The following is a 21,626-nucleotide window of genomic DNA, read 5'->3' on the forward strand; positions in this document are numbered from 1 at the left end:
ACCGTGACCACATGCGGACATGCGGGTGCACCAGAGCCGACGAGTCAGTCTACGTCAGCGCACCCGGAAACACGAATCGAGAGATCCTGCCCTCCGCGGGAGATCCCTAACCCAACGGTCGACTCCGGCGGACGGGCGGGGGCAGGGCCGTCGTCAGGCCAGCGGGTCCGGCGCCGCCGTGATGCCCATCTCCGCCAGCTTGGCCTTGCCGCCGTCGGGGGCGGTCAGGACCAGGGGGCCCTGTTCGGTGAGGGCGACCGAGTGCTCCCAGTGGGAGGACCAGGTGCCGTCGGTCGTGATGACCGTCCAGTCGTCGGAGAGGACCTCGGTGCGCGGGGTGCCGAGGGAGACCATCGGCTCGATCGCCAGGCAGAAGCCGGGCACCAGCTTCGGACCCTTGCCGCGCTTGCGGTCGACGTAGTTCAGCAGGTGCGGGTCCATGTGCATCTCGGTGCCGATGCCGTGGCCGCCGTAGTCCTCGATGATCCCGTACTTGCCGCCGCCGGGCTTCGGCTGGCGGCGGATGTACGTCTCGATCGCGCGGGAGATGTCGACCAGCCGGTTGCCCTGCTTCATGGCCGCGATGCCGGCCCACATCGACTCCTCGGTGACCCGGGAGAGCTCGACCAGTTCCGGGGAGTGACCGGAGCCGACGAAGGCGGTGTAGGCGGCGTCGCCGTGCCAGCCGTCGACGATGGCGCCGCAGTCGACGGAGATGATGTCCCCGTCCTTGAGGATCACGTCGTCGGACGGGATGCCGTGGACCACGACCTCGTTCACCGAGGTGCAGATGGTGGCGGGGAAGCCGCCGTAGCCGAGGAAGTTCGGCTTGGCGTCGTGCTCGGCGAGCACCTTGCGGGCGACCTGGTCCAGATCCTTGGTGGAGGCCCCGGGCACCGCGGCCTCGCGGGTGGCCGCGTGGATGGCGGCGACGACCAGCCCCGCCTCGCGCATCTTGGCGATCTGCTCAGGGCTTTTGATCTGCACCATGGGGACGACGGCCTTTCTGGACCAGTGGAGGAGTACGGACGCTTCCAACGATACGGGCGCGAGCCGCCCGGGTGCCGCGCGGGCGGCTGCACGGACCCCGCCCACGCCACAGCCGCGGCCCCTCGGGGGGAACCGCGGCTGTGCAGGCGGCGGGACGGATCACTGGCCGCTCTTCAGCGCCTCCAGCGCCCGACCGGTGACCTCGTCGACGGGACCCATCGCGGAGATGGTCACCACCAGGCCCTGGGCCCGGTAGTAGTCGATGATCGGCTCGGTCTGCGTGTGGTAGACCTCCAGGCGCGTGCGGACGGTCTCCTCGGAGTCGTCGTCGCGCTGGTACAGCTCGCCGCCGCAGACGTCGCAGACGCCCTCCTGCTTCGGCGGGCTGTACGTCACGTGGAAGACGTGCGCGGAGTCCTTGCGGCAGACGCGCCGTCCGGCGATCCGCTTCACGACCTCGTCCTCGGGGGCCTCGAGGTCGAGCACCGCGTCCAGCTTGATGCCCTCGCTCTTGAGCAGCTCGTCCAGCGCCTCGGCCTGCGACACGTTGCGCGGGAAGCCGTCCAGCAGGAAGCCGTTCTCGGCGTCCGGCTGCGCCATGCGGTCCTTGGCCATGGCGATGGTGACCTCGTCGGGGACGAGGTCACCGGCGTCCATGTAGGACTTGGCGAGCTTTCCCAGCTCGGTCTGCCGGCTGATGTTGGCGCGGAACAGGTCGCCCGTGGAGATGTGCGGGATGCGCAGTTTCTCGGCAAGGCGGGTTGCCTGTGTGCCCTTCCCAGCACCCGGCGGCCCGACGAGGACGATTCGCATCAGCGGAGGAACCCTTCGTAATTGCGCTGCTGGAGCTGGCTCTCGATCTGCTTCACCGTCTCGAGACCGACACCCACGATGATCAGGATGCTCGTCCCGCCGAACGGGAAGTTCTGGTTTGCCCCGAAACCAACCAACGCCATCGTCGGTACGAGAGCGATCAGACCCAAGTACAGCGAACCCGGCCAGGTGATCCGGTTGAGTACGTAGCTCAGGTACTCAGCGGTCGGTCGGCCAGCCCGGATGCCCGGGATGAAGCCACCATACTTCTTCATGTTGTCCGCGACTTCCTCGGGGTTGAACGAGATGGCCACGTAGAAGAACGCGAAGAAGACGATGAGCAAGAAGTACAGCGTCACGTAGATCGGGTGGTCACCGCGGACGAGGTGCCCCTCGATCCAGGTCTTCCAGCCCGAGGTGCCGCTGGAGAACTGCGCGATCAGCGCCGGGATGTACAGCAGCGACGAGGCGAAGATGACCGGGATCACACCCGCCTGGTTGACCTTCAGCGGGATGTAGGTCGACGTGCCGCCGTAGGACCGGCGGCCGATCATGCGCTTCGCGTACTGGACGGGGATCCTGCGCTGGGCCTGCTCGACGAAGACGACCAGACCGACCATGACCAGACCGACGGCGATGACGGTGCCGAACTCGATCCAGCCGTCCGCCAGGCTGCCCTGCTCCTTGATGGCCCACAGGGCGGAGGGGAAGGTGGCGGCGATCGAGATGAACATCAGGATCGACATGCCGTTGCCGATGCCGCGGTCGGTGATGAGCTCACCGAGCCACATGACGGCGGCCGTGCCGGCGGTCATGGTGATGACCATGGTGATGGTCACGAAGATCGACTGGTCGGGGACGATCTGGCTCGCGACCGGGCAGCCCTGGAAGAGGGCGCCGCTGCGGGCGGTGGCCACCAGGCCCGTGCCCTGGAGGACGGCGAGCGCGATCGTCAGGTAACGGGTGTACTGCGTGATCTTCGCCGTGCCGGCCTGCCCCTCCTTCTTCAGGGCTTCCAGGCGCGGGATCACCACGGTCAGCAGCTGCAGAATGATGCTCGCCGTGATGTACGGCATGATCCCGAGCGCGAAGACCGTGATCTGGAGCAGCGCGCCGCCGCTGAACATGTTCACCAGACCGAACAGGCCCTGGTTCGCCTGGGCGGCGTCGATACAGGTCTGGACGTTCCGGTAGTCGACACCCGGGATGGGGATGTGCGTACCGACGCGGTACACCACGATGATGCCGAGCGTGAAGAGCAGCTTCTTGCGCAGGTCGGGCGTCTTGAACGCCCGGGCGAACGCGGTGAGCACGGTGCCTCCTGCGACCCCCCGCGCAACTGCGTCAAGGGTGATGGTCTGAGATTCCGACTGAGGACGAATTCTTAACGGTCAACTGCCGCCCTGAGTGCCCCGCGAGGGGCTCCCGGGGTGAATGGGCAGCGCAGGCCACCTTACCGGCGACACCACCGCCCTAGGAACGACCAACCGGGGATACCCCATTTGTGGGGTATCCCCGGTCGGGATCGCTCTATGTCATCGAGACACCTGACGGAGTCAGACGAGCTCGGTGACGGTACCGCCGGCGGCGGTGATCTTCTCCTTGGCGGAGCCGGAGACGGCGTCGACCGTCACCTGCAGCGCCACGGAGATCTCGCCCTGGCCCAGGACCTTGACGAGGCTGTTCTTGCGCACGGCACCCTTGGCGACCAGGTCCTCGACCGTGACCTCTCCGCCCTCGGGGTAGAGGGAGGCGAGCTTGTCCAGGTTCACGACCTGGTACTCGGTCTTGAACGGGTTCTTGAAGCCCTTCAGCTTCGGGAGACGCATGTGGAGGGGCATCTGGCCACCCTCGAAGCGCTCCGGAACCTGGTAGCGGGCCTTGGTGCCCTTCGTACCACGACCGGCCGTCTTACCCTTCGACGCCTCACCACGACCCACACGGGTCTTGGCGGTCTTGGCGCCCGGGGCCGGACGGAGGTTGTGGATCTTGAGCGGGTTGTTCTCCGCCATGATCAGTCGACCTCCTCGACCGTCACGAGGTGGCGGACGGTGTGCACCATGCCGCGGAACTCGGGGCGGTCCTCCTTGACGACCTGCGTGTTGATGCCCTTGAGACCAAGGGAGCGCAGGGTGTCACGGTGGTTCTGCTTGCTGCCGATGTAGGACTTCACCTGCGTGATCTTGAGCTGCGCCATGATCACACACCCGCCCCGGCACGCGCACGCAGCAGAGCCGCGGGAGCGACGTCCTCGAGCGGCAGACCACGGCGGGCCGCGATCTCCTCGGGACGCTGCAGGCCCTTCAGGGCCTCCACGGTCGCGTGCACGATGTTGATGGCGTTGTCGGAGCCGAGCGACTTCGACAGCACGTCGTGGATACCGGCGCACTCGAGCACGGCACGCACCGGACCACCGGCGATCACACCGGTACCCGGGGACGCGGGCTTGAGCAGCACGACGCCGGCAGCCTTCTCACCCTGGATGGGGTGCGGGATGGTGCCCTGGATGCGGGGGACCTTGAAGAAGTGCTTCTTGGCCTCCTCAACGCCCTTGGCGATGGCGGCCGGCACCTCCTTGGCCTTGCCGTATCCGACACCCACGGTGCCGTCACCGTCGCCCACCACGACCAGCGCGGTGAAGCTGAAGCGACGACCACCCTTCACAACCTTGGCGACACGGTTGATCGCGACGACGCGCTCGACGTACGCGGTCTTCTCGGCGGCAGCAGCGCCGCCGTCACGGCCCTTCCGGTCCCGCCGCTCGCCGCCACCGGCGCCGCCACCGCGGCGCTGGGGTCCAGCCATTGGATTACCTCTCTCTTTCCGCTAGCTACAAGCGGCTCAGAACTTGAGCCCGGCTTCGCGGGCGGCGTCCGCCAGGGCGGCGATGCGCCCGGCGTACTGGTTGCCACCACGGTCGAACACGACGGCCTCGACACCGGCGGCCTTGGCACGCTCGGCGACCAGGGCGCCGACCTGCTTGGCCTGCGCGGACTTGTCGCCCTCGCCGCCGCGGATCGACGCGTCCAGGGTGGACGCCGACGCCAGGGTGTGACCCTTCAGGTCGTCGATCACCTGCGCCACGATGTGGCGGTTGGAACGGGTCACGACCAGGCGAGGACGCTCGGCGGTGCCGGCGACCTTCTTGCGGATCCGGATGTGACGACGCTTGATAGCAGCACGCTTGTACGCGTCGCCCTTGAGGATCTTCTGCCCGTATGCCATGGCTTACTTACCCGCCTTTCCGACCTTGCGGCGGATGACTTCGCCCTCGTACTTGACGCCCTTGGCCTTGTACGGGTCGGGCTTGCGCAGCTTGCGGATGTTGGCCGCAACCTCGCCGACCTTCTGCTTGTCGATGCCCTCGACCGAGAACCGGGTCGGGGACTCCACCTTGAAGGTGATGCCTTCCGGGGCCTCGACCGTGATCGGGTGGCTGTAGCCGAGGGAGAACTCCAGGTTCGAACCCTTGGCGACAACGCGGTAACCGACACCGCTGATCTCGAGCTTCTTCACGTAACCCTGGGTCACGCCGGTGATCATGTTCGCCACCAGCGTGCGGGACAGGCCGTGCAGGGCCTTGTTCTGACGCTCGTCGTTGGGGCGGGTGACGTTCAGGACGCCGTCCTCACCCTTGGCGATCTCGATCGGCGCCACGACGGTGTGGGTCAGCGTGCCCTTGGGGCCCTTGACCGCGACCGTGCGGCCGTCGATGGTGACGTCCACGCCGGCGGGAACCGCGATGGGGAGCTTGCCGATGCGCGACATAGCTGTTTCCTCCGTTCCCTTCTGCTACCAGACGTAGGCGAGGACTTCCCCACCCACGCCCTTCTTGCCGGCCTGCTTGTCGGTGAGGAGCCCGTGCGACGTGGAGATGATCGCCACGCCGAGGCCGCCGAGCACCTTCGGCAGGTTGGTGGACTTCGCGTACACCCGGAGACCGGGCTTGGAGATCCGCTTGATGCCCGCGATGGAGCGCTCACGGTTGGGGCCGAACTTCAGCTCCAGGACGAGGTTCTTGCCGACCTCGGCGTCCTCGACCTTCCAGCCCGTGATGAAGCCCTCCTGCTGGAGGATCTCCGCGATGTGCGACTTGATCTTCGAGTGCGGCATCGACACGGTGTCGTGGTATGCCGAGTTCGCGTTCCGCAGACGCGTAAGCATGTCTGCGATCGGATCAGTCATGGTCATGAATTGGCCTTCGGCCTCTCTCGCCGGGGTTTCCTGGTGCGCCATCCCTCTCCCCGATCCGAGACGGGACGGGTGCGGCGCGGTGGACCTACGGCGTAGTAAGTCGTACGGGCACGGCAGGTGCCCAACCCCACAAGCCTAAGCCATGCGGAGCGGGGCTCCTGCCGTTCCCATTGCTTACCGAGAGCCCTGGGAGTCCGGAACTACCGGATTACCAGGAGCTCTTGGTCACGCCCGGCAGCTCGCCACGGTGAGCCATCTCACGAAGGCACACGCGGCACAGGCCGAACTTGCGGTACACGGAGTGGGGACGGCCGCAGCGCTGGCAGCGGGTGTAGCCACGCACACCGAACTTGGGCTTGCGAGCAGCCTTCGCGATGAGAGCCTTCTTCGCCATCTCGCTCACGCCTCCTTGAACGGGAAGCCGAGGTGACGGAGAAGGGCACGGCCCTCTTCGTCGTTGGTCGCCGTGGTCACCACGGTGATGTCCATACCCCGGACGCGGTCGATCTTGTCCTGGTCGATCTCGTGGAACATGACCTGCTCCGTGAGACCGAAGGTGTAGTTGCCACGGCCGTCGAACTGCTTGGGGGACAGGCCGCGGAAGTCGCGGATGCGCGGCAGCGCGAGCGACAGGGTGCGGTCCAGGAACTCCCACATGCGGTCGCCACGGAGCGTGACGTGGGCACCGATCGGCTGACCCTCACGCAGCTTGAACTGCGCGATGGACTTGCGGGCCTTGGTGACGGCCGGCTTCTGACCGGTGATCGTGGTGAGGTCGCGGATGGCGCCCTCGATCAGCTTGGAGTCGCGGGCGGCGTCGCCCACACCCATGTTGACCACGATCTTGACGAGGCCCGGCACCTGCATGACGTTCTCGTACTTGAACTCGTCACGCAGCTTGCCGACGATCTCCTCGCGGTACTTCGTCTTCAGGCGCGGAGTGGTGGTGGTCGTCATCAGATGTCCTCACCCGTCCGCTTGGCAACGCGGATCTTGTTGCCCTCTTCGTCGAAGCGGTAGCCGACGCGGGTCACGACCTTCTTGCCGTCCTTCTCCACGACCAGCTGGACGTTGGAGACGTGGATCGGGGCCTCGGTGGTGACGATGCCGCCGGCCTGGGAACCGCGAGCCGTCGGACCGGCCTTGGTGTGCTTCTTGACCCGGTTGACACCCTCGACCAGGACGCGCTGCTCGCGCGGGAAAGCGGCAATGACCTTGCCCTGCTTGCCCTTGTCCTTGCCGGTGATGACCTGGACCAGGTCGCCCTTCTTGATCTTCATGCTCACAGCACCTCCGGCGCGAGGGAGATGATCTTCATGAACTTCTTCTCGCGCAGCTCACGGCCCACCGGGCCGAAGATACGGGTGCCACGAGGGTCGCCGTCGTTCTTGAGAATGACGGCGGCGTTCTCGTCGAAGCGGATGTACGAGCCGTCCGGACGGCGGCGCTCCTTGACGGTGCGAACGATGACCGCCTTGACGACGTCACCCTTCTTCACGTTGCCACCGGGGATCGCGTCCTTGACGGTGGCGACGATGACGTCACCGATACCCGCGTAGCGGCGACCGGAGCCACCGAGCACACGGATGCAGAGGATCTCCTTCGCACCCGTGTTGTCGGCGACACGCAGTCGCGACTCCTGCTGGATCACGTCTATCTCCTGAATGTCTGCCGGTTCCCCGGGAGCCGCTCAGCGAGCGGCTCCCGGAGCCTGGCGGAACTGTCCTGCGGGTTTGCCCGCAGGAATTACTTGGCCTTCTCGAGGATCTCGACGACGCGCCAGCGCTTCGTCGCGGACAGCGGCCGGGTCTCCATGAGGAGGACGCGGTCGCCGACACCCGCGGCGTTCTGCTCGTCGTGCGCCTTGAGCTTGTTCGTACGGCGGATGACCTTGCCGTACAGCGCGTGCTTCACGCGGTCCTCGACGGCGACGACGACGGTCTTGTCCATCTTGTCGCTGACGACCAGACCCTCACGGGTCTTGCGGAAACCGCGGGCGGCCTTCGTCTCTTCAGTCACGTTGTTCTCGCTCATGCGCTCTCCACCGTCTCGATGCCCAGCTCGCGCTCACGCATCAGGGTGTAGATCCGCGCGATGTCCTTGCGGACGGCCTTGAGCCGACCGTGGTTCTCGAGCTGACCCGTGGCCGCCTGGAAGCGGAGGTTGAACAGCTCTTCCTTGGCCTCGCGGAGCTTCGCCAGAAGCTCCTCGTTGCCCAGCTCGCGCAGCTCTGACGCCTTGGTACCGGCCGACATCACGCTTCACCTGCCTCGCGCTTGACGATCTTGCACTTCATCGGCAGCTTGTGAGCCGCACGGGTCAGGGCCTCGCGCGCGATCTTCTCGTTGGGGTACGACAGCTCGAACATGACGCGTCCGGGCTTGACGTTGGCCACCCACCACTCCGGGGAGCCCTTACCGGAACCCATGCGGGTCTCGGCCGGCTTCTTGGTGAGGGGGCGGTCCGGGTAGATGTTGATCCAGACCTTGCCGCCACGCTTGATGTGGCGGGTCATGGCGATACGAGCCGCTTCGATCTGGCGGTTCGTCACGTACGCCGGGGTGAGCGCCTGGATGCCGTACTCGCCGAACGCAACCTGCGTGCCACCCTTCGACATGCCGTTGCGCTTCGGGTGGTGCTGCTTGCGGTGCTTGACCCTACGGGGGATCAGCATGGTGGTCAGGCCTCCGTTCCGGTGCTCTCAGCCGGAGCGGCCGCCGGAGCCTCGGCCTTGGGGGCCTCGGCAGCGGGAGCCTGCTGCGGCTTGCGACCGCGACCGCCACGCTCGCCACCGCGGCCACCACGGGCCGGGCGGTCGGCACCGCCACGGGCCGGGCGGTTGCCGGCGCGGGCAGCGGCGTTCTCGGCGCGGACCTCGGCGATGTTCTTGACGTCGCCCTTGTAGATCCAGACCTTCACGCCGATGCGGCCGAAGGTCGTCTTGGCCTCGAAGAAGCCGTAGTCCACGTTCGCGCGGAGCGTGTGCAGGGGCACGCGGCCCTCGCGGTAGAACTCCGAGCGGGACATCTCGGCGCCGCCGAGGCGGCCGCCGCACTGGATCTTGATGCCCTTGGCGCCCGCCTTCATCGCCGACTGCATGCTCTTGCGCATGGCGCGGCGGAAGGAGACGCGGGAGGAGAGCTGCTCGGCGACGGCCTGCGCGACCAGCTGAGCGTCGGTCTCGGGGTTCTTGACCTCGAGGATGTTCAGCTGGACCTGCTTGCCGGTGAGCTTCTCGAGGTCACCGCGGATGCGGTCGGCCTCGGCGCCACGGCGGCCGATCACGATGCCCGGACGCGCGGTGTGGATGTCCACACGCACACGGTCACGGGTGCGCTCGATCTCGACCTTGGAGATGCCGGCGCGCTCCATGCCGGACGTCATCATCCGACGGATGGCGACGTCTTCCTTGACGTAGTCCTTGTACAGCTTGTCGGCGTACCAACGCGACTTGAAGTCGGTCGTGACACCGAGCCGGAACCCGTGCGGGTTTACCTTCTGGCCCATTACCGGGTTCCTTCCTTGCTGCTGACGACCACGGTGATGTGGCTGGTCCGCTTGCGGATCCGGTAGGCGCGGCCCTGGGCGCGCGGACGGAACCGCTTCAGGGTCGGGCCCTCGTCGACGTAGGCCTCGGAAATGAAGAGGCTGTCGACGTCGGTGTGGTCGTAGTTGTGCGCGGCGTTGGCAATGGCGCTGTCCAGCACCTTGCCCACCGGAACCGAGGCTGCCTGCGGAGCGAATCGCAGGACGGCCTGGGCCTCCGTGGCGTCCATGCCACGGATGAGGTCCACCACGCGGCGGGCCTTCATGGGCGTGACGCGGATGTACCGCGCCTGGGCCCTGGCTTCCATGGTTGTCCTTCCAGTTACTTACGTGTCTGTTGCGATCCGCGCCCTAGCGGCGCTTCGACTTCCGGTCTTCCTTGACGTGACCCCGGAAGGTCCGCGTCGGCGAGAACTCGCCGAGCTTGTGACCGACCATCGACTCGGTGACGAACACCGGGATGTGGGTCTTGCCGTTGTGCACCGCGATCGTGTGGCCCAGCATCGCCGGGACGATCATCGAGCGACGGGACCAGGTCTTGATGACGTTCTTGGTACCGGCTTCGTTCTGCGCGTCCACCTTCTTGATCAGGTGGTCGTCGACGAAGGGTCCCTTCTTCAAGCTACGAGGCATCTCAACCCGTCCTTAGCGCTTCTTGTTCGTCTTGCGGCGGCGGACGATGTACTTGTTCGACGCCTTCTTGGGCGAACGAGTACGGCCTTCCTTCTTGCCCCAGGGGGACACGGGGTGACGGCCACCGGAGGTCCGGCCCTCACCACCACCGTGCGGGTGGTCCACCGGGTTCATGACGACACCGCGGACGGTCGGGCGGACGCCCAGCCACCGCTTGCGGCCCGCCTTGCCCCAGTTGATGTTGCTCTGCTCGGCGTTGCCGACCTCGCCGACCGTGGCGCGGCAGCGCTGGTCGACCAGGCGGATCTCACCGGAGGGCATGCGGAGGTGGGCCATCGTGCCCTCCTTCGCGAGCAGCTGCACCGAGGCGCCGGCGGAGCGGGCGAACTTGGCGCCGCCGCCGGGACGCAGCTCGATGGCGTGCAGCGTCGTACCCACGGGGATGTTGCGCAGGGCAAGGTTGTTGCCCGGCTTGATGTCGGCCCCGGGACCGTTCTCGATGCGGTCGCCCTGGTTCAGGCCACGCGGCGCGAGGATGTAGCGCTTCTCGCCGTCCGCGTAGTGAAGCAGCGCGATGCGCGCGGTGCGGTTGGGGTCGTACTCGATGTGCGCGACCTTCGCCGGCACGCCGTCCTTGTCGTGACGACGGAAGTCGATCACTCGGTAGGCGCGCTTGTGGCCACCGCCCTGGTGGCGGACGGTCACACGACCGGAATTGTTACGGCCGCCCTTGCTGTGCAGGGGACGGACCAGCGACTTCTCCGGCGTGGACCGCGTGACCTCGACGAAGTCGGCGACGCTGGAGCCACGACGGCCCGGAGTCGTCGGCTTGTACTTGCGGATACCCATTGTCTCTCAGTCCTCGGAAGCTATTCCGAAATCTGGACGATCCCGCCCGCTTACGCGGTCGGACCGCCGAAGATGTCGATACGGTCGCCCTCGGCGAGGGTCACGATCGCGCGCTTGGTGGCGGCACGCTGGCCGAAGCCGGTGCGGGTGCGCTTGCGCTTGCCCACGCGGTTGATCGTGTTGACCCCGGTGACCTTGACCTCGAAGACCGCCTGGACGGCCTCCTTGATCTGGGTCTTGTTGGCACGCGGGTCGACGAGGAACGTGTACTTGTTCTCGTCGATGAGCGCGTAGCTCTTCTCGGACACGACCGGCTTCAGCAGGACGTCACGGGGGTCCGTGTACGCCTTGCTCGCCGGGGTGACGACGGTGTTCTTGCCCTCGGAGGCGTGACGGCGCGCCTTGGCGACGCGCGCAGCCTTGGCCGCCTTGGCGGCCTTCGAGGCGATCGAGGGGTGACGGGCAGCCATCAGACCTCGCTCCCTTCGTTGTCGTTGGCCTTGTTCGGGCCGGCGACGAAGGACTCGAAAGCGGCCTTGGTGAAGACCACGTCGTCCGAGACGAGAACGTCGTACGTGTTCAGCTGGCCCGGCTCCAGGATGTGGACCTGGGGCAGGTTGCGGGCGGACAGCCACGCGGCCTCGTCGGCGCGGTCGGCGACCAGGAGCAGGTTCTTGCGCTCCGAGATCTTGCCGAACAGCGTCTTGGCGGCCTTGGTGGACGGGGTCTCACCCTCGACCACGCCGGTGACGACGTGGATGCGGTTGTGGCGCGCCCGGTCGGTGAGGGCGTGACGCAGGGCGGCAGCCTTCATCTTCTTGGGCGTGCGCTGCGAGTAGTCGCGCGGCACGGGACCGTGCACGACGCCACCACCGGCGAACTGCGGCGCGCGGGTCGAGCCCTGACGGGCGCGGCCGGTGCCCTTCTGGCGGTACGGCTTCTTGCCGCCACCACGGACCTCGCCACGGGTCTTCGTCTTGTGCGTGCCCTGGCGGGCAGCGGCCAGCTGCGCGACGACGACCTGGTGGATCAGCGGAACGCTGACCTTCTCGACGTCGAAGATCTCCGCGGGGAGCTCGACGGTACCGGCCTTGTCGCCCGCCGGCGAAAGGATGTCAACAGTGCTCATCGGTTACCTCAGGCCCCCTTGGCCGCGGTGCGGACCAGGACGAGGCCGCCGTTCGGACCGGGAACCGCGCCCTTGATGAGCAGCAGACCCTTCTCCGCGTCAACGGCGTGGACGGTCAGGTTCTGGGTGGTGACCCGCTCGTTGCCCATGCGACCCGCCATGCGGAGGCCCTTGAACACACGACCCGGGGTGGCGCAGCCACCGATGGAACCGGGCGAGCGGTGCTTGCGCTGGGTGCCGTGCCCGGCGCCGAGGCCACGGAAGTTGTGGCGCTTCATGACACCGGCGAAGCCCTTGCCCTTGCTCTTGCCGGTCACGTCGACCTTCACGCCGGCCTCGAACACCTCAGCGGTGATCTCCTGGCCCAGCGTGTACTCGGAGGCGTCCGACGTGCGGATCTCGACGAGGTGACGACGGGGGGTGACGTCGGCCTTGGCGAAGTGACCCTTGAGGGGCTTGTTCACCTTGCGCGGGTCGATCTCGCCGAAGGCGATCTGGACGGACTCGTAGCCGTCGACGTCGTTCGTGCGGACCTGGGTGACGACGTTGGGGCCGGCCTTGACGACGGTGACCGGGACGACGCGGTTGTTCGCGTCCCACACCTGCGTCATGCCGAGCTTCTCGCCCAGGATGCCCTTGATCTGCTTAGCCATCTCTTCAGATCACCGGCCTCAGAGCTTGATCTCGATGTCGACACCGGCCGGGAGGTCGAGTCGCATCAGAGAGTCAACGGTCTTGGGGGTCGGGTCGAGGATGTCGATCAGGCGCTTGTGCGTGCGCATCTCGAAGTGCTCGCGCGAGTCCTTGTACTTGTGCGGCGACTTGATGACGCAGTACACGTTCTTCTCAGTGGGCAGCGGCACCGGGCCCGCGACCGACGCACCAGTGCGCGTCACCGTCTCGACGATCTTCTTCGCCGAAGAGTCGATGACCTCGTGGTCGTAGGCCTTGAGCCGGATGCGGATCTTCTGTCCCGCCATGGCTACTTCGTAGTCCTGTCTCTCATTACGCTCTGGAACCCGGAGCGGCTTCCCCTCACCTCCGACCCACGCGGTCGGGCGTGTCGCACTCCCGCTGACACAGATGTCCCTTGTTCGAACATCCCTGCGGGATTGACACGGCCCTACCAGAACCGCGGACCGGGGGCGAAAGGCCCACCGGGCGCCTGGCCGGCGCCGCACCACACTTCCCGGAAGATTCCCGTACGTCCGCCCCTGATCAGGGACGACGAGTACTGTGGGACTCGCTTCCAGTCCTCCCGGCGGGAGGCGCGCAGCATCAACACTCGACCGAGCAACTCGGACAGTCTGCCACAGAGGGCGGCGGGCTGGCCAATCGAGCGGAAGAGAGTACCCCCAGGGGGGCGAAGGGCAAACCTCTCAGGCCCGCGCCCCGGACCTGCCCGGTCAGAACTGCATCCACGGCCTCAAGTCCGCAGGCTTGCGGTGAAGAATGCCCAGGACACCGAACTCGACGAGAAGTGGCGGGCGCCGCCACGGACGGCGTGGCCATGCCCCCGCGGCACCGCCTCCGAGGTTGCGGTAAGCATGGAGCGCCCGGGCCTTCACCTCGCACGCCACGATATGCGTCAGTCTGCGAGGCCCCGGTCACTGCCAGAAGTCCAGGAACTCGTCGATGCAGTCCCGCAGGATGCGGCGCCCCCGCTCGTTGCCGCGATCGGCCGGGATCCGGGCCGTGAGCGCGCGCAGGGCATCCACGACCGCGCTATCACCATCCTCGAGCGCTTCCAGCAGACGGCCATCGCCCAGCGTCAGATACTCCGCGAGGCGCTCCGCGAGTTCGGGGTCCGGGCGAGAGGGGGTGGTCACGTCCCATCCCGCCGACAGGTAGGCGCTGGGGTTGTACAGCATCCACCCCGCGTAGACGGACCCCGAGAAGAGGAGATCCACGTCAGGGGCGACACGGAGGCGCCGCCTGCCGTCTGCCTTAGCTGTGGACCCGACCTCGGTCGTGCACAGCAAGATGTCTCCGGGCGCGGTGACCCGACTGCTGACGCACCGCGGAACGGATATGCCTTCCGCCTGCGCCAGTTGCAGCCCGCCCGCCTCCACGGAGGTCATCGCCCAACCGTCACCACTCGCGTCCGCCGTGGACGCCCCGTCCGGCACTTGCAGGAGAAGGCTCACCAGCCGACCGTCGTTCGCGTCGAAGCGGAACTCGTCCTCACCGGAGTCCTGCCAGTTCCCAGCACCTTCGGTGACGAGCAGATGTCTCTCGTGCTCGTCAGGGCCCGCATAGGGCCCAACGATCACGAGCGATCCCGAGATGACGAATCGCGGCGTGCTGAGTATTCCGCTTCCCGGACGGACGTGGACGACTCCAGTGCCGACATGCATGGCCACTCCTGGTCAGGGGCCGATCCTGTTCGCAGGCGGGATTGTCCCACCGCTGGGAGTCGGAATCTCACCATTTGTGATCATCTCAGGGGTGAGAGGAAGTCCAGGATCTGAGGGATCTCCTCCGTAGATACTGGCTCCACTCCACCGAAGGACAAGGGGCGAATGCCGGCCAGGCGGTCACGAGCTATGGGCCGTCCGGGCCCAGAGTGAATGGGACGGAGCCGCGTCCCGGAGGATGCGGACCGCGAGAGGGAGCAGCGGGTGCGGATGCTGTTCAGACCGTTGGCCTCGCGCCGGGCGGCGCCCATTTCCACGGGGTTGCAGGCGTCGTACACGTACGACTGACCGTGCCGGCCGGGGTGGTACGACGCGGGCGGCACAGTGGTTATCCGGCGTCACTGTGCGGATTGGGCTCCGTCCTGAGGATGTGCAACACCTGCCAACGGGCTTCTTCCCAACGAGCCCGGCGAGCTACAAGACGCTCGTCAGCGCCGCCCTCACTATGTTGGACGGCCCAGCGGCCGACCTCCGCCTGCAGCTGGCGGGCGACGGACAGGCAGGAAGGGTGACTGAACGGACCCCGCTCGTACGCCTTGTCCAGCATCAATCCAACACCGACACGCGCCGCATCCACCGTGAACTGCGCTTCGCCGGCGAGGAAAAACATGTTGGAAACCCTCCGCTCGGCAACCGCATCCAGGCGTGCCCTGACTTCCAGCAAGCGAGGCACGGCCTCTCCTAGGTCAATCGCCTCATGAGCCGCCTCGATGTACTCCAGACACGCGGACAGTACCGGTTCCTCGATTCCTTCCCGCTCCAGATCCAGCACATGCCATGCGAAGTCCAACGCCAGATGGCCCGCTCGTGGACCGTCCATCTCGTCCAGCAGATCACTGAGGAGCCTGGGAAATACAATCATGATCAGCTTCCGCCCCACGCGCCGCGACCACGACTGAGAATGCTCAACAATTTTCCGGTGTCACCCGTGGCAATCTCGTACTTCTCGAGACCGAGACTCTTCGCCGCTCGAGCCGCATTTGTGAATTGGTTACCCTTGGTGACCTTATCGGCATTCATCTTATGGTCGACCACCCACCCGACCTTATGGTTCTTGTTGGTCATGTCTACGATCACGAAATCTCCCTCTGCCTGCTTTCCGTGAGTACGGTAAACGCGCAAGTTCGTTCGTTTCTCCAGAAGTTTCTCGACGAACTCCCGTTCCGGCGGGCTCATCTCGTACGGCGTGCCCTTCTTCACCTGCTGTCCCGGCCTCACCCGGATCGGCGGATACGGGGAGAGCCCGTAGGGGTCGAGCCACGTCAGGGGGTTGTGGACGTACGTGTCCGGGTTGGGGGCCGCGGTCAGGCCCAGAGGATCCGGACTGAGGTACCGGCCCGTCTCGGGGTCGTAGTGGCGGTGCAGGTTGTAGTGGTGCCCCGTCTCGGCATCGTGGTACTGACCCGGGAAGCGCAGGGGCGTGTACGCCGTCGCGTCGGGGTTCCATGTGGTCACCCCCCACAAGGTCGAGGTACGGCGCCAGACGACGGTGCCGTGCTCGTCGAGCAACTCACTGGGGAGCCCGATGGAGTCGGTGACGATGGCGTAGAAGCGGCTGTCCACCTCCTCCTGCGGCAGGCCTTCGACACGCGTGTACCGCTCCGCCTGCGCCAACGGCTCCATACCGCTCTCGTCGAACTCCCAGGTCATGGTCTGGGCAACGGGCACTCCGGCCATGGTCGTGCACTGCTCGACCAGAATCCCCTCGTGCCAGGTGAACCGGGTCTCCTCCAGCACGGTCCGCCCGTCACCGCCAAGGCGTTGTTTGGCCGTGCGGCGCCCGAGCGGGTCGTAGTGGTAGCGCCAGACGGTCCCGTCGGGGGTGGTGACCTCCGACAACCGGTCCTGCGCGTCCCAGGTGTAACGCCACACGTCCGGCTTGCGGGACAGGCGGGTGCGGCGCCGTACGGTGAGCCGCCCGCCCGCGTCGTGCTCGTACCGCGTCCGCCCTGCGGCGACAAGCCGCGCTCCGGCGTACTCGCGCGGCCCTGAAGCCTCGGTACCGGGGTGCGTCCGGGGCCAGTGGGCCTCCGCCTGGTTGCCCTCTCGGTCGTAGACGTACGTCTCGGTCCAGCCGGCCGCGTGTACCTGGACGACCCTCCCGGCGGTGTCGAGGCTGTAAGTCCGTGACCCGGCTCCGGATGGTGCACCGTCCGGCCTCCACCGGTACTCGTGCGAAGACACCACCGAGCCGTCGGGCACACTCACCCGGCTGCCGACCAGCCTGCCGGCGGAGTCCCACGCCTGCGCCAGGTGAAGGGCCTGGTCCCATATCCGGCTCGTCTCCCGGCCTTCCGCGTCATGGGCCGATACCACGGTGTGTGCACCCGAGGTCAGTCCGGTCCTCCGGCCGGCGGCGTCGAAGGCGTACGTCGTGTCGGCGCCAGAGGGGGTGCGGCGCCGGACGAGCTGCCCCGCCGGGTCGTACGCGAGGTGCAGTGTGTGCCCGTTGACCGTCTCCTCCGTCAGCTGCCCCGAGGCGTCGTACGAGCGGGACAGCCGCCCGCCCGGCCATACGGCCTCCGTGAGGCGGCCGGACGCGTCGTAGGTGAAGTCCGTGGCCTCGCCACCGGCCTCGGTCCGCACCAGCCGTCCCATCGCGTCCCGGGTGTGACGGATGACCTCGCCGGCCGCGCTGGTCCGTGCGGTGAGCCGGCCGGCCGCGTCGTACGCATAACGGACGACCCGGTTCTCGAAGTCCGACTCCTCGGTCGGACGCCCTGCGGCGTCGTAGGTGTAGTCCCAGGTACGGCCCGTCGGACCGGTCACCCGGGTCAGCCGGAGTGAGGGGTCGTACGCGAAGCGGTACTCCGTCCCGTCGGGGTTGGTGCGGGCGCTGGGCAGGTCGAAGTGGGTGTAGGACCAGTGGGTCTCGGCGCCCATCGCGTCGGTGTGGCGTGTGCAGTTGCCCTCCGCGTCGTACGTCCAGGACTCGGTGGACCCGTCGGGGCGGGTGAGGCCGAGCAGCTCGCCTTCCGTGTTCCAGCGCCAGCGGGTCACTGCGCCCAGTGGGCCGGTCTCCGAGAGCCTCCGGCCGAAGGCGTCACGTTTCAGCAGTGTGCGCCCGCCGAGCGGGTCCGTGGCCTCCACGATGAGGCCCGCGTCGTTGTTCACGAGGCGGGTGACCGCTCCGAGGGCGTCCGTGAACTCCACGAGACCGCCCTTCTCGTCGTAGCGGAAACGGCTCGTCGCTCCCGTGGGGTCGGTGAGGGTGAGACCGTTGCCGCGTGCGTCGTACGTGCGCAGCCACCGTCCTCCGTCCGGCATCACCGTCTCGACGGGCAGGCCCAGCTCGTCGTACGCGATCGTCGTCCGGGTCCCGTCCGGATGGCGGATGAGGAGAGGGCGTCCGAGTTCGTCGTTCGCGTAGTCGGTGGTGTGGCCGAGTTCATCAGTGTGAGAGACGACGTGATGGTGGTCGTCGTAGGCGGTGTGCGTGATCCCACCGAGGGGATCGATCTCGGCGACGACCTGGCTGCCGGCGTTGACGACGAAACGACTGACCGCGCCTTCGGCCGTGGTGAGAGTGGTGACGCGACAGTCGGGCCACCGGGAGTCGGTACCGTCGTAGTCGAGGGTGACGGTGATGTGGCCGGCCTCGCCGCCCTCGGCGACACAGCGGTCGTACTCGTCGTAGGTGTACGCGTAACGGCTGTTGTTCCTGTCCGTCCAGGACGTGACGCGGAGACGGTGGTCGTAGGTGAAACGCAATGGCAGGCCTGAGGAGTTGATCACTTCGGTGAGACTGCCCTCGGTGTAGCCGTACCGCCTGACGACGACGTCCGACCCGTCCTCGGCGGCACCGGCCAGGCTGAGGGCGGTGACCCGACCACCCTCGGTGGTGAAGACGAGGTGGTAGCCGCCGGAGTGACGCATTGCGAGCGGAGTGCCGTGCTCGTCGTGGTCGAAGGTGATCGTGTGATGGTTGCGGTCACTGAGACCCGTGATCAGTGCGACGCCCTGACCGTCGGGGCGGGCGAAGTGACGGGTGTGCCCGGTCCCCGGATCGTCGATCCGGTAGCCGCCGTCCTCGGTGCGGGTCAGTGGCCACCGGGGCCCTGCCACGGGAAGTACTGGTGTCCGTACGTCGACCGGATGCGGGTACGCGATCAGCAGGCCGTCGTCGGAGACGTACACGATGCCGACCGTGTCGACCTCGAGTCGTTGGTCGATGGTCGAGGCCCAGGTGGGACCGAACCACCAGCCGCACCGGTAGTCGGAGGCGACGCGTCGTGTGAAGACGAGCGGCAGCAGACCCGGCAACTCGATGTCCGACTGCGGCAGGTACATCGCGCCCGTGGCCATGTCCACGGGGTCGCTGCCTTTGGAGCGGACCACCTTGCTCAGCCGGTTCCAGGCCCCCTTGGTACCACTGACCATGCTGCGGGCGCTCTTGCCCAGACCCCGTACGGCCGCCGCCATGCCCCTGAGGCCGCCCTGCCCCAGGGCTCTGGCACCCCTGGCGAGTCCGCCGAGGGTGGTCAGTCCCTTCATGCCGGGTATGCAACCCAGCGCGGCCAGCCCCACGTCCCATAGGGACGCCTGGCCTTTGGAGTATTTGTAGAGCGTGTCGGCGAGGACGACGAGGGCCGCGATGAGGACGATCGCTCCGAGGATCGGCCCGCCGATGATCATCGCGACGATGCCGACGACCGCGACCACGATCTTGCAGGCGGCGACGATGTTGTCCCAGTTGTCGGTGAACCAGTCGCCGATCTCCTCCCACCACGACCGGTTCTGGATCCCCGCGTCGGAGGCCTCGTCGATCTTCGACTTCGCGTCCCGCGCCGCCTCCTCGCGCATCTTCCGCGCGTCCGCGGCCATCTTCTTCGCCGCGTCCAGCGCGCTCTGCGCGGACGTCACGTCCGACTGCGCCTTCTCCTGCGCGCTCTTGGCGCTCCGCACGTCCCGGGTCGCGGCCCGCACCTTCGCCTCGTCCGGCTTGTCCGCGTCCGACTTCGACCCCGTCGGGTCGTCCTTGTACTTGTCGGCCTCCTTCGTCGCCCGCCCCACCCACGACTCCGCCGACGCCAGCTTCGACTTCGCCGACGTCAGATCCGCCTGCGCCTCCCGCGCCTTCGCCAGCGCCTTGTCCGCCAGCGCCTGCGCCCGCTCCAGCTTCGGCCAGTAGTCCGCGAGCGCGTCCCCGCACATCGCGTACGACTTCTCCAGCTTCCTCAGATTCTTCGGAACGCCGGCGAACTCCTCCTTGAACACCTTCGCCGACTTGCCCGCCCACTCCGCCAGCGTCCCCTCACCGGCCATCCCCTTCACCAGACGCAACGCCTCGGAGACGTCGTCGGCGAAGTCGTGCAGGAACCTCGCGAGTTGGCGCACCCGTTCCGGGTCACCGGGCGTCGGGTCCTTGTCCAGGTCGAGAACATGCCAGTCCGTCGGCCGGTGACCCGCCATCCCGCAACCCCCGTCACGCGCACTTCGTCAACACCCGTATGCACACGTGAACCTACCGGGCACGGCAGTTCGACCGAAAGAGCGGCCTTTCTCGCCGCAGGGGCATCAGTCGGGCGTTACTCACCTCCCGTGCCGATGCGCAGGGCCGCTCCCCCTCACGCGTCTCCGTGCGGGTTCGGTTCCGACGCGATGACGTGCCGCACCTGCCAGTGGGCTTCCTCCCAGCGGGCGCGGCGGGCGACGGTGCGCTCGTCGACATCGTCGTCACGGTGCCGCGCGGCCCAGCGGCCGGCCTCCGCCTGCAACTGACGGGCGACGGACAGGCAGGACGGGTGACTGGACGGGCCCCACCCGTGCGCCCTGTCCAGCATCGCCCCGGCACCGACCCGCGCCGCGTCCATGGTGAAGTCCGCGCCCCTGGCCAGGAGGAAGCGGTTGCCCGCCCTCCGCAGGGCGACCGCCCGCAGCCGCTCCTCCGCCTCCAGCAGACGAGGCAAGGCCGCTCCGAGGCCGATCGCCTCATGAGCCGCGTCCATGTACTCCAGGCACGCCACCGAGACCGGTTCCTCGATCTCGTCCCGCACCAGATCCAGCACGTGCTGTGCGAAGTCCAGTGCTAGATGAGCCGCTCGTTTCTGGTCGATCTGTTCGAGCAGGTCCCCCAGCAGTCTCGAAGGAACAATCACATCCAGCCCCCTCCCCTCAAACCCAGCTCATTCTCGATTCCCCCTCCGCCAGTGCCGCGTCATCCACGGCGCACGACCTGCCACACCCGACGCACCGCGTCCTCCCCCTGCAACCACCAGCCTTCCAGCTTGTCCCGGACCGTTACGTAGACCGCCCACCGCTTCAGCCACGGCGGCAGGTCGCGGAACGGTACGAAGGTCAGGGTGTCGTCCACGGCGTTCACGGCGATGCTCTTGCGTCCGAGGCCCGCCGCGCGCAGCACCTCGTACAGCTCCGGCGTCAGCGCCCCGTTCAGTCCGCGAACCGGAACGTCGACGTGATCGCGTCGAAGATGTCGAAGAAGGAGTCCGCCAGGTCCAGGACCTGGCTGCTGCCCGCGACCAGGGCGACCTTGCCCTCCTGGCCCGGCACCGGGATGAACGTCTGCATCAGCACCGCCCGGATCGTGCGGTTCAGCTCGTCCCCCGGTACCGGTACGTCCTCGATGCCGTACGTCCGGGCCGCCGGGCCCACGCCCGGGATGTCGACCGTGGTCACCTTGCGCCAGGAGTCGCCCTCCCGCCTGGCCTCCTTGACGGCGAGCTGCGCGGTGACCGCCTCCGGGTCGGTGGGGAGCGGGTCGCCCTTGCTGGTGCGGCCGCCGACCAGCGACACCGTGACCGAGCCGGTGATCGGGGTGTCGCCCCCGAAGCTCTCCGCCATGCAGCCGCAGTACAGCGCACCCGACTTCCAGGCGTCCGCCGCCGCCTTGCGCAGGAAGGAGATGTACGTGTCGCGGTGCGGGGCCAGCTCCGGGTGGGCACGCAGGCGTTCGGTCACCATGCGGTGGATCGCGTCGTCCCTCGACTCGGGACGGACGTCGAACTCCCACCAGGACTCCGGCACCTTGATCCGGAAACCGCCCCGTTCGACGGTCAGCGCTTCCATGTAACGGGCCATGTCGCCGGCGTCCCCCT

The 21,626-nt window shown here is 67.4% G+C and carries 30 protein-coding genes; all 30 read right to left on the reverse strand.

Going from position 1 to position 21,626, the window contains the following annotated elements; all coding sequences use genetic code 11:
- Window positions 1-153: 153 nt before the first annotated feature.
- The 30 genes from map to ELQ39_RS12445 all read right to left on the reverse strand — a co-directional run bounded on the left by map (window position 154) and on the right by ELQ39_RS12445 (window position 21,609).
- Window positions 154-990 (reverse strand): type I methionyl aminopeptidase, encoded by an 837-nt coding sequence (gene map, locus ELQ39_RS12300; protein WP_242591908.1) that lies wholly within the window; start codon window positions 988-990, stop codon window positions 154-156.
- Between the two features lie 159 nt (window positions 991-1,149).
- Complete coding sequence (locus ELQ39_RS12305) at window positions 1,150-1,803, reverse strand: adenylate kinase (protein WP_190004951.1); 654 nt, start codon at window positions 1,801-1,803, stop codon at window positions 1,150-1,152.
- Entirely contained in the window at window positions 1,803-3,116 is a 1,314-nt protein-coding gene (gene secY / locus ELQ39_RS12310; RefSeq protein WP_190004952.1) for a preprotein translocase subunit SecY, read from the reverse strand. Before secY ends, ELQ39_RS12305 begins: the two co-directional genes overlap by 1 nt.
- Before the next feature lie 243 nt (window positions 3,117-3,359).
- Window positions 3,360-3,815 carry a 50S ribosomal protein L15 gene (gene rplO, locus ELQ39_RS12315; RefSeq protein WP_006130771.1) on the reverse strand — a complete coding sequence of 152 codons (456 nt, stop codon included), beginning with the start codon at window positions 3,813-3,815 and terminating at the stop codon, window positions 3,360-3,362.
- A 2-nt stretch (window positions 3,816-3,817) separates the two neighbouring features.
- Window positions 3,818-4,000 (reverse strand): 50S ribosomal protein L30, encoded by a 183-nt coding sequence (gene rpmD, locus ELQ39_RS12320; RefSeq protein WP_003974250.1) that lies wholly within the window; start codon window positions 3,998-4,000, stop codon window positions 3,818-3,820.
- Between the two features lie 2 nt (window positions 4,001-4,002).
- Complete coding sequence (gene rpsE, locus ELQ39_RS12325) at window positions 4,003-4,608, reverse strand: 30S ribosomal protein S5 (protein ID WP_004984517.1); 606 nt, start codon at window positions 4,606-4,608, stop codon at window positions 4,003-4,005.
- A gap of 36 nt (window positions 4,609-4,644) precedes the next feature.
- On the reverse strand, window positions 4,645-5,028 hold the full coding sequence (rplR, locus tag ELQ39_RS12330) for a 50S ribosomal protein L18 (RefSeq protein ID WP_004984518.1): 384 nt from the start codon (window positions 5,026-5,028) through the stop codon (window positions 4,645-4,647).
- Between the two features lie 3 nt (window positions 5,029-5,031).
- Window positions 5,032-5,571, reverse strand: a complete 540-nt coding sequence (rplF, locus tag ELQ39_RS12335) for a 50S ribosomal protein L6 (RefSeq protein WP_019526954.1) — start codon at window positions 5,569-5,571, stop codon at window positions 5,032-5,034.
- 24 nt (window positions 5,572-5,595) lie between these two features.
- Window positions 5,596-5,994, reverse strand: a complete 399-nt coding sequence (rpsH, locus tag ELQ39_RS12340; protein ID WP_006130772.1) for a 30S ribosomal protein S8 — start codon at window positions 5,992-5,994, stop codon at window positions 5,596-5,598.
- Window positions 5,995-6,205: 211 nt separating this feature from the next.
- On the reverse strand, window positions 6,206-6,391 hold the full coding sequence (locus ELQ39_RS12345) for a type Z 30S ribosomal protein S14 (protein ID WP_003948630.1): 186 nt from the start codon (window positions 6,389-6,391) through the stop codon (window positions 6,206-6,208).
- Between the two features lie 5 nt (window positions 6,392-6,396).
- On the reverse strand, window positions 6,397-6,954 hold the full coding sequence (gene rplE, locus ELQ39_RS12350) for a 50S ribosomal protein L5 (protein WP_190004953.1): 558 nt from the start codon (window positions 6,952-6,954) through the stop codon (window positions 6,397-6,399).
- Window positions 6,954-7,277 carry a 50S ribosomal protein L24 gene (gene rplX / locus ELQ39_RS12355; protein WP_026244146.1) on the reverse strand — a complete coding sequence of 108 codons (324 nt, stop codon included), beginning with the start codon at window positions 7,275-7,277 and terminating at the stop codon, window positions 6,954-6,956. Before rplX ends, rplE begins: the two co-directional genes overlap by 1 nt.
- A 2-nt stretch (window positions 7,278-7,279) precedes the next feature.
- Complete coding sequence (gene rplN, locus ELQ39_RS12360; protein WP_003998823.1) at window positions 7,280-7,648, reverse strand: 50S ribosomal protein L14; 369 nt, start codon at window positions 7,646-7,648, stop codon at window positions 7,280-7,282.
- A gap of 95 nt (window positions 7,649-7,743) precedes the next feature.
- Window positions 7,744-8,031: a 30S ribosomal protein S17 gene (gene rpsQ, locus ELQ39_RS12365; RefSeq protein ID WP_019526950.1), complete on the reverse strand. Its 288-nt coding sequence runs from the start codon at window positions 8,029-8,031 to the stop codon at window positions 7,744-7,746.
- Window positions 8,028-8,252: a 50S ribosomal protein L29 gene (gene rpmC, locus ELQ39_RS12370; protein WP_003974259.1), complete on the reverse strand. Its 225-nt coding sequence runs from the start codon at window positions 8,250-8,252 to the stop codon at window positions 8,028-8,030. Before rpmC ends, rpsQ begins: the two co-directional genes overlap by 4 nt.
- The gene (gene rplP / locus ELQ39_RS12375) at window positions 8,252-8,671 is read right to left on the reverse strand and encodes a 50S ribosomal protein L16 (protein WP_004984526.1); all 420 of its coding nucleotides are present in this window, start codon (window positions 8,669-8,671) and stop codon (window positions 8,252-8,254) included. Before rplP ends, rpmC begins: the two co-directional genes overlap by 1 nt.
- 5 nt (window positions 8,672-8,676) lie before the next feature.
- A complete protein-coding gene (gene rpsC / locus ELQ39_RS12380) occupies window positions 8,677-9,504 on the reverse strand; it encodes a 30S ribosomal protein S3 (protein WP_004927271.1) in 828 nt (275 codons plus the stop codon).
- Window positions 9,504-9,851: a 50S ribosomal protein L22 gene (gene rplV / locus ELQ39_RS12385; RefSeq protein WP_006130776.1), complete on the reverse strand. Its 348-nt coding sequence runs from the start codon at window positions 9,849-9,851 to the stop codon at window positions 9,504-9,506. The genes rpsC and rplV overlap by 1 nt, the downstream gene beginning before the upstream one ends.
- Window positions 9,852-9,894: 43 nt before the next feature.
- Window positions 9,895-10,176, reverse strand: coding sequence for a 30S ribosomal protein S19 (gene rpsS / locus ELQ39_RS12390; RefSeq protein ID WP_004984529.1), 282 nt, complete (start codon window positions 10,174-10,176; stop codon window positions 9,895-9,897).
- Between the two features lie 12 nt (window positions 10,177-10,188).
- Window positions 10,189-11,025, reverse strand: coding sequence for a 50S ribosomal protein L2 (rplB, locus tag ELQ39_RS12395; RefSeq protein ID WP_189898872.1), 837 nt, complete (start codon window positions 11,023-11,025; stop codon window positions 10,189-10,191).
- Between the two features lie 50 nt (window positions 11,026-11,075).
- A complete protein-coding gene (gene rplW / locus ELQ39_RS12400; RefSeq protein WP_019526948.1) occupies window positions 11,076-11,495 on the reverse strand; it encodes a 50S ribosomal protein L23 in 420 nt (139 codons plus the stop codon).
- A complete protein-coding gene (rplD, locus tag ELQ39_RS12405; RefSeq protein ID WP_242591909.1) occupies window positions 11,495-12,154 on the reverse strand; it encodes a 50S ribosomal protein L4 in 660 nt (219 codons plus the stop codon). The genes rplW and rplD overlap by 1 nt, the downstream gene beginning before the upstream one ends.
- A gap of 8 nt (window positions 12,155-12,162) precedes the next feature.
- Window positions 12,163-12,807: a 50S ribosomal protein L3 gene (gene rplC, locus ELQ39_RS12410; protein ID WP_019526946.1), complete on the reverse strand. Its 645-nt coding sequence runs from the start codon at window positions 12,805-12,807 to the stop codon at window positions 12,163-12,165.
- 18 nt (window positions 12,808-12,825) lie between these two features.
- Window positions 12,826-13,134 carry a 30S ribosomal protein S10 gene (rpsJ, locus tag ELQ39_RS12415; protein WP_003948644.1) on the reverse strand — a complete coding sequence of 103 codons (309 nt, stop codon included), beginning with the start codon at window positions 13,132-13,134 and terminating at the stop codon, window positions 12,826-12,828.
- A 627-nt stretch (window positions 13,135-13,761) separates the two neighbouring features.
- Window positions 13,762-14,511, reverse strand: coding sequence for a hypothetical protein (locus ELQ39_RS12420; protein WP_225627252.1), 750 nt, complete (start codon window positions 14,509-14,511; stop codon window positions 13,762-13,764).
- 388 nt (window positions 14,512-14,899) lie between these two features.
- Window positions 14,900-15,433, reverse strand: coding sequence for a hypothetical protein (locus tag ELQ39_RS12425; RefSeq protein WP_242591910.1), 534 nt, complete (start codon window positions 15,431-15,433; stop codon window positions 14,900-14,902).
- 2 nt (window positions 15,434-15,435) lie between these two features.
- The gene (locus ELQ39_RS12430; protein WP_242591911.1) at window positions 15,436-19,983 is read right to left on the reverse strand and encodes an RHS repeat-associated core domain-containing protein; all 4,548 of its coding nucleotides are present in this window, start codon (window positions 19,981-19,983) and stop codon (window positions 15,436-15,438) included.
- Between the two features lie 155 nt (window positions 19,984-20,138).
- Window positions 20,139-20,669, reverse strand: coding sequence for a hypothetical protein (locus tag ELQ39_RS12435; protein ID WP_242591912.1), 531 nt, complete (start codon window positions 20,667-20,669; stop codon window positions 20,139-20,141).
- Between the two features lie 59 nt (window positions 20,670-20,728).
- Entirely contained in the window at window positions 20,729-20,932 is a 204-nt protein-coding gene (locus ELQ39_RS12440) for a hypothetical protein (protein ID WP_242591913.1), read from the reverse strand.
- 29 nt (window positions 20,933-20,961) lie between these two features.
- Window positions 20,962-21,609: a hypothetical protein gene (locus ELQ39_RS12445; protein WP_190004963.1), complete on the reverse strand. Its 648-nt coding sequence runs from the start codon at window positions 21,607-21,609 to the stop codon at window positions 20,962-20,964.
- Window positions 21,610-21,626: the final 17 nt, after the last annotated feature.

Origin of the sequence: Streptomyces sp. GB4-14, assembly GCF_022696125.1 — a bacterium.
GTDB lineage: Bacteria > Actinomycetota > Actinomycetes > Streptomycetales > Streptomycetaceae > Streptomyces > Streptomyces werraensis.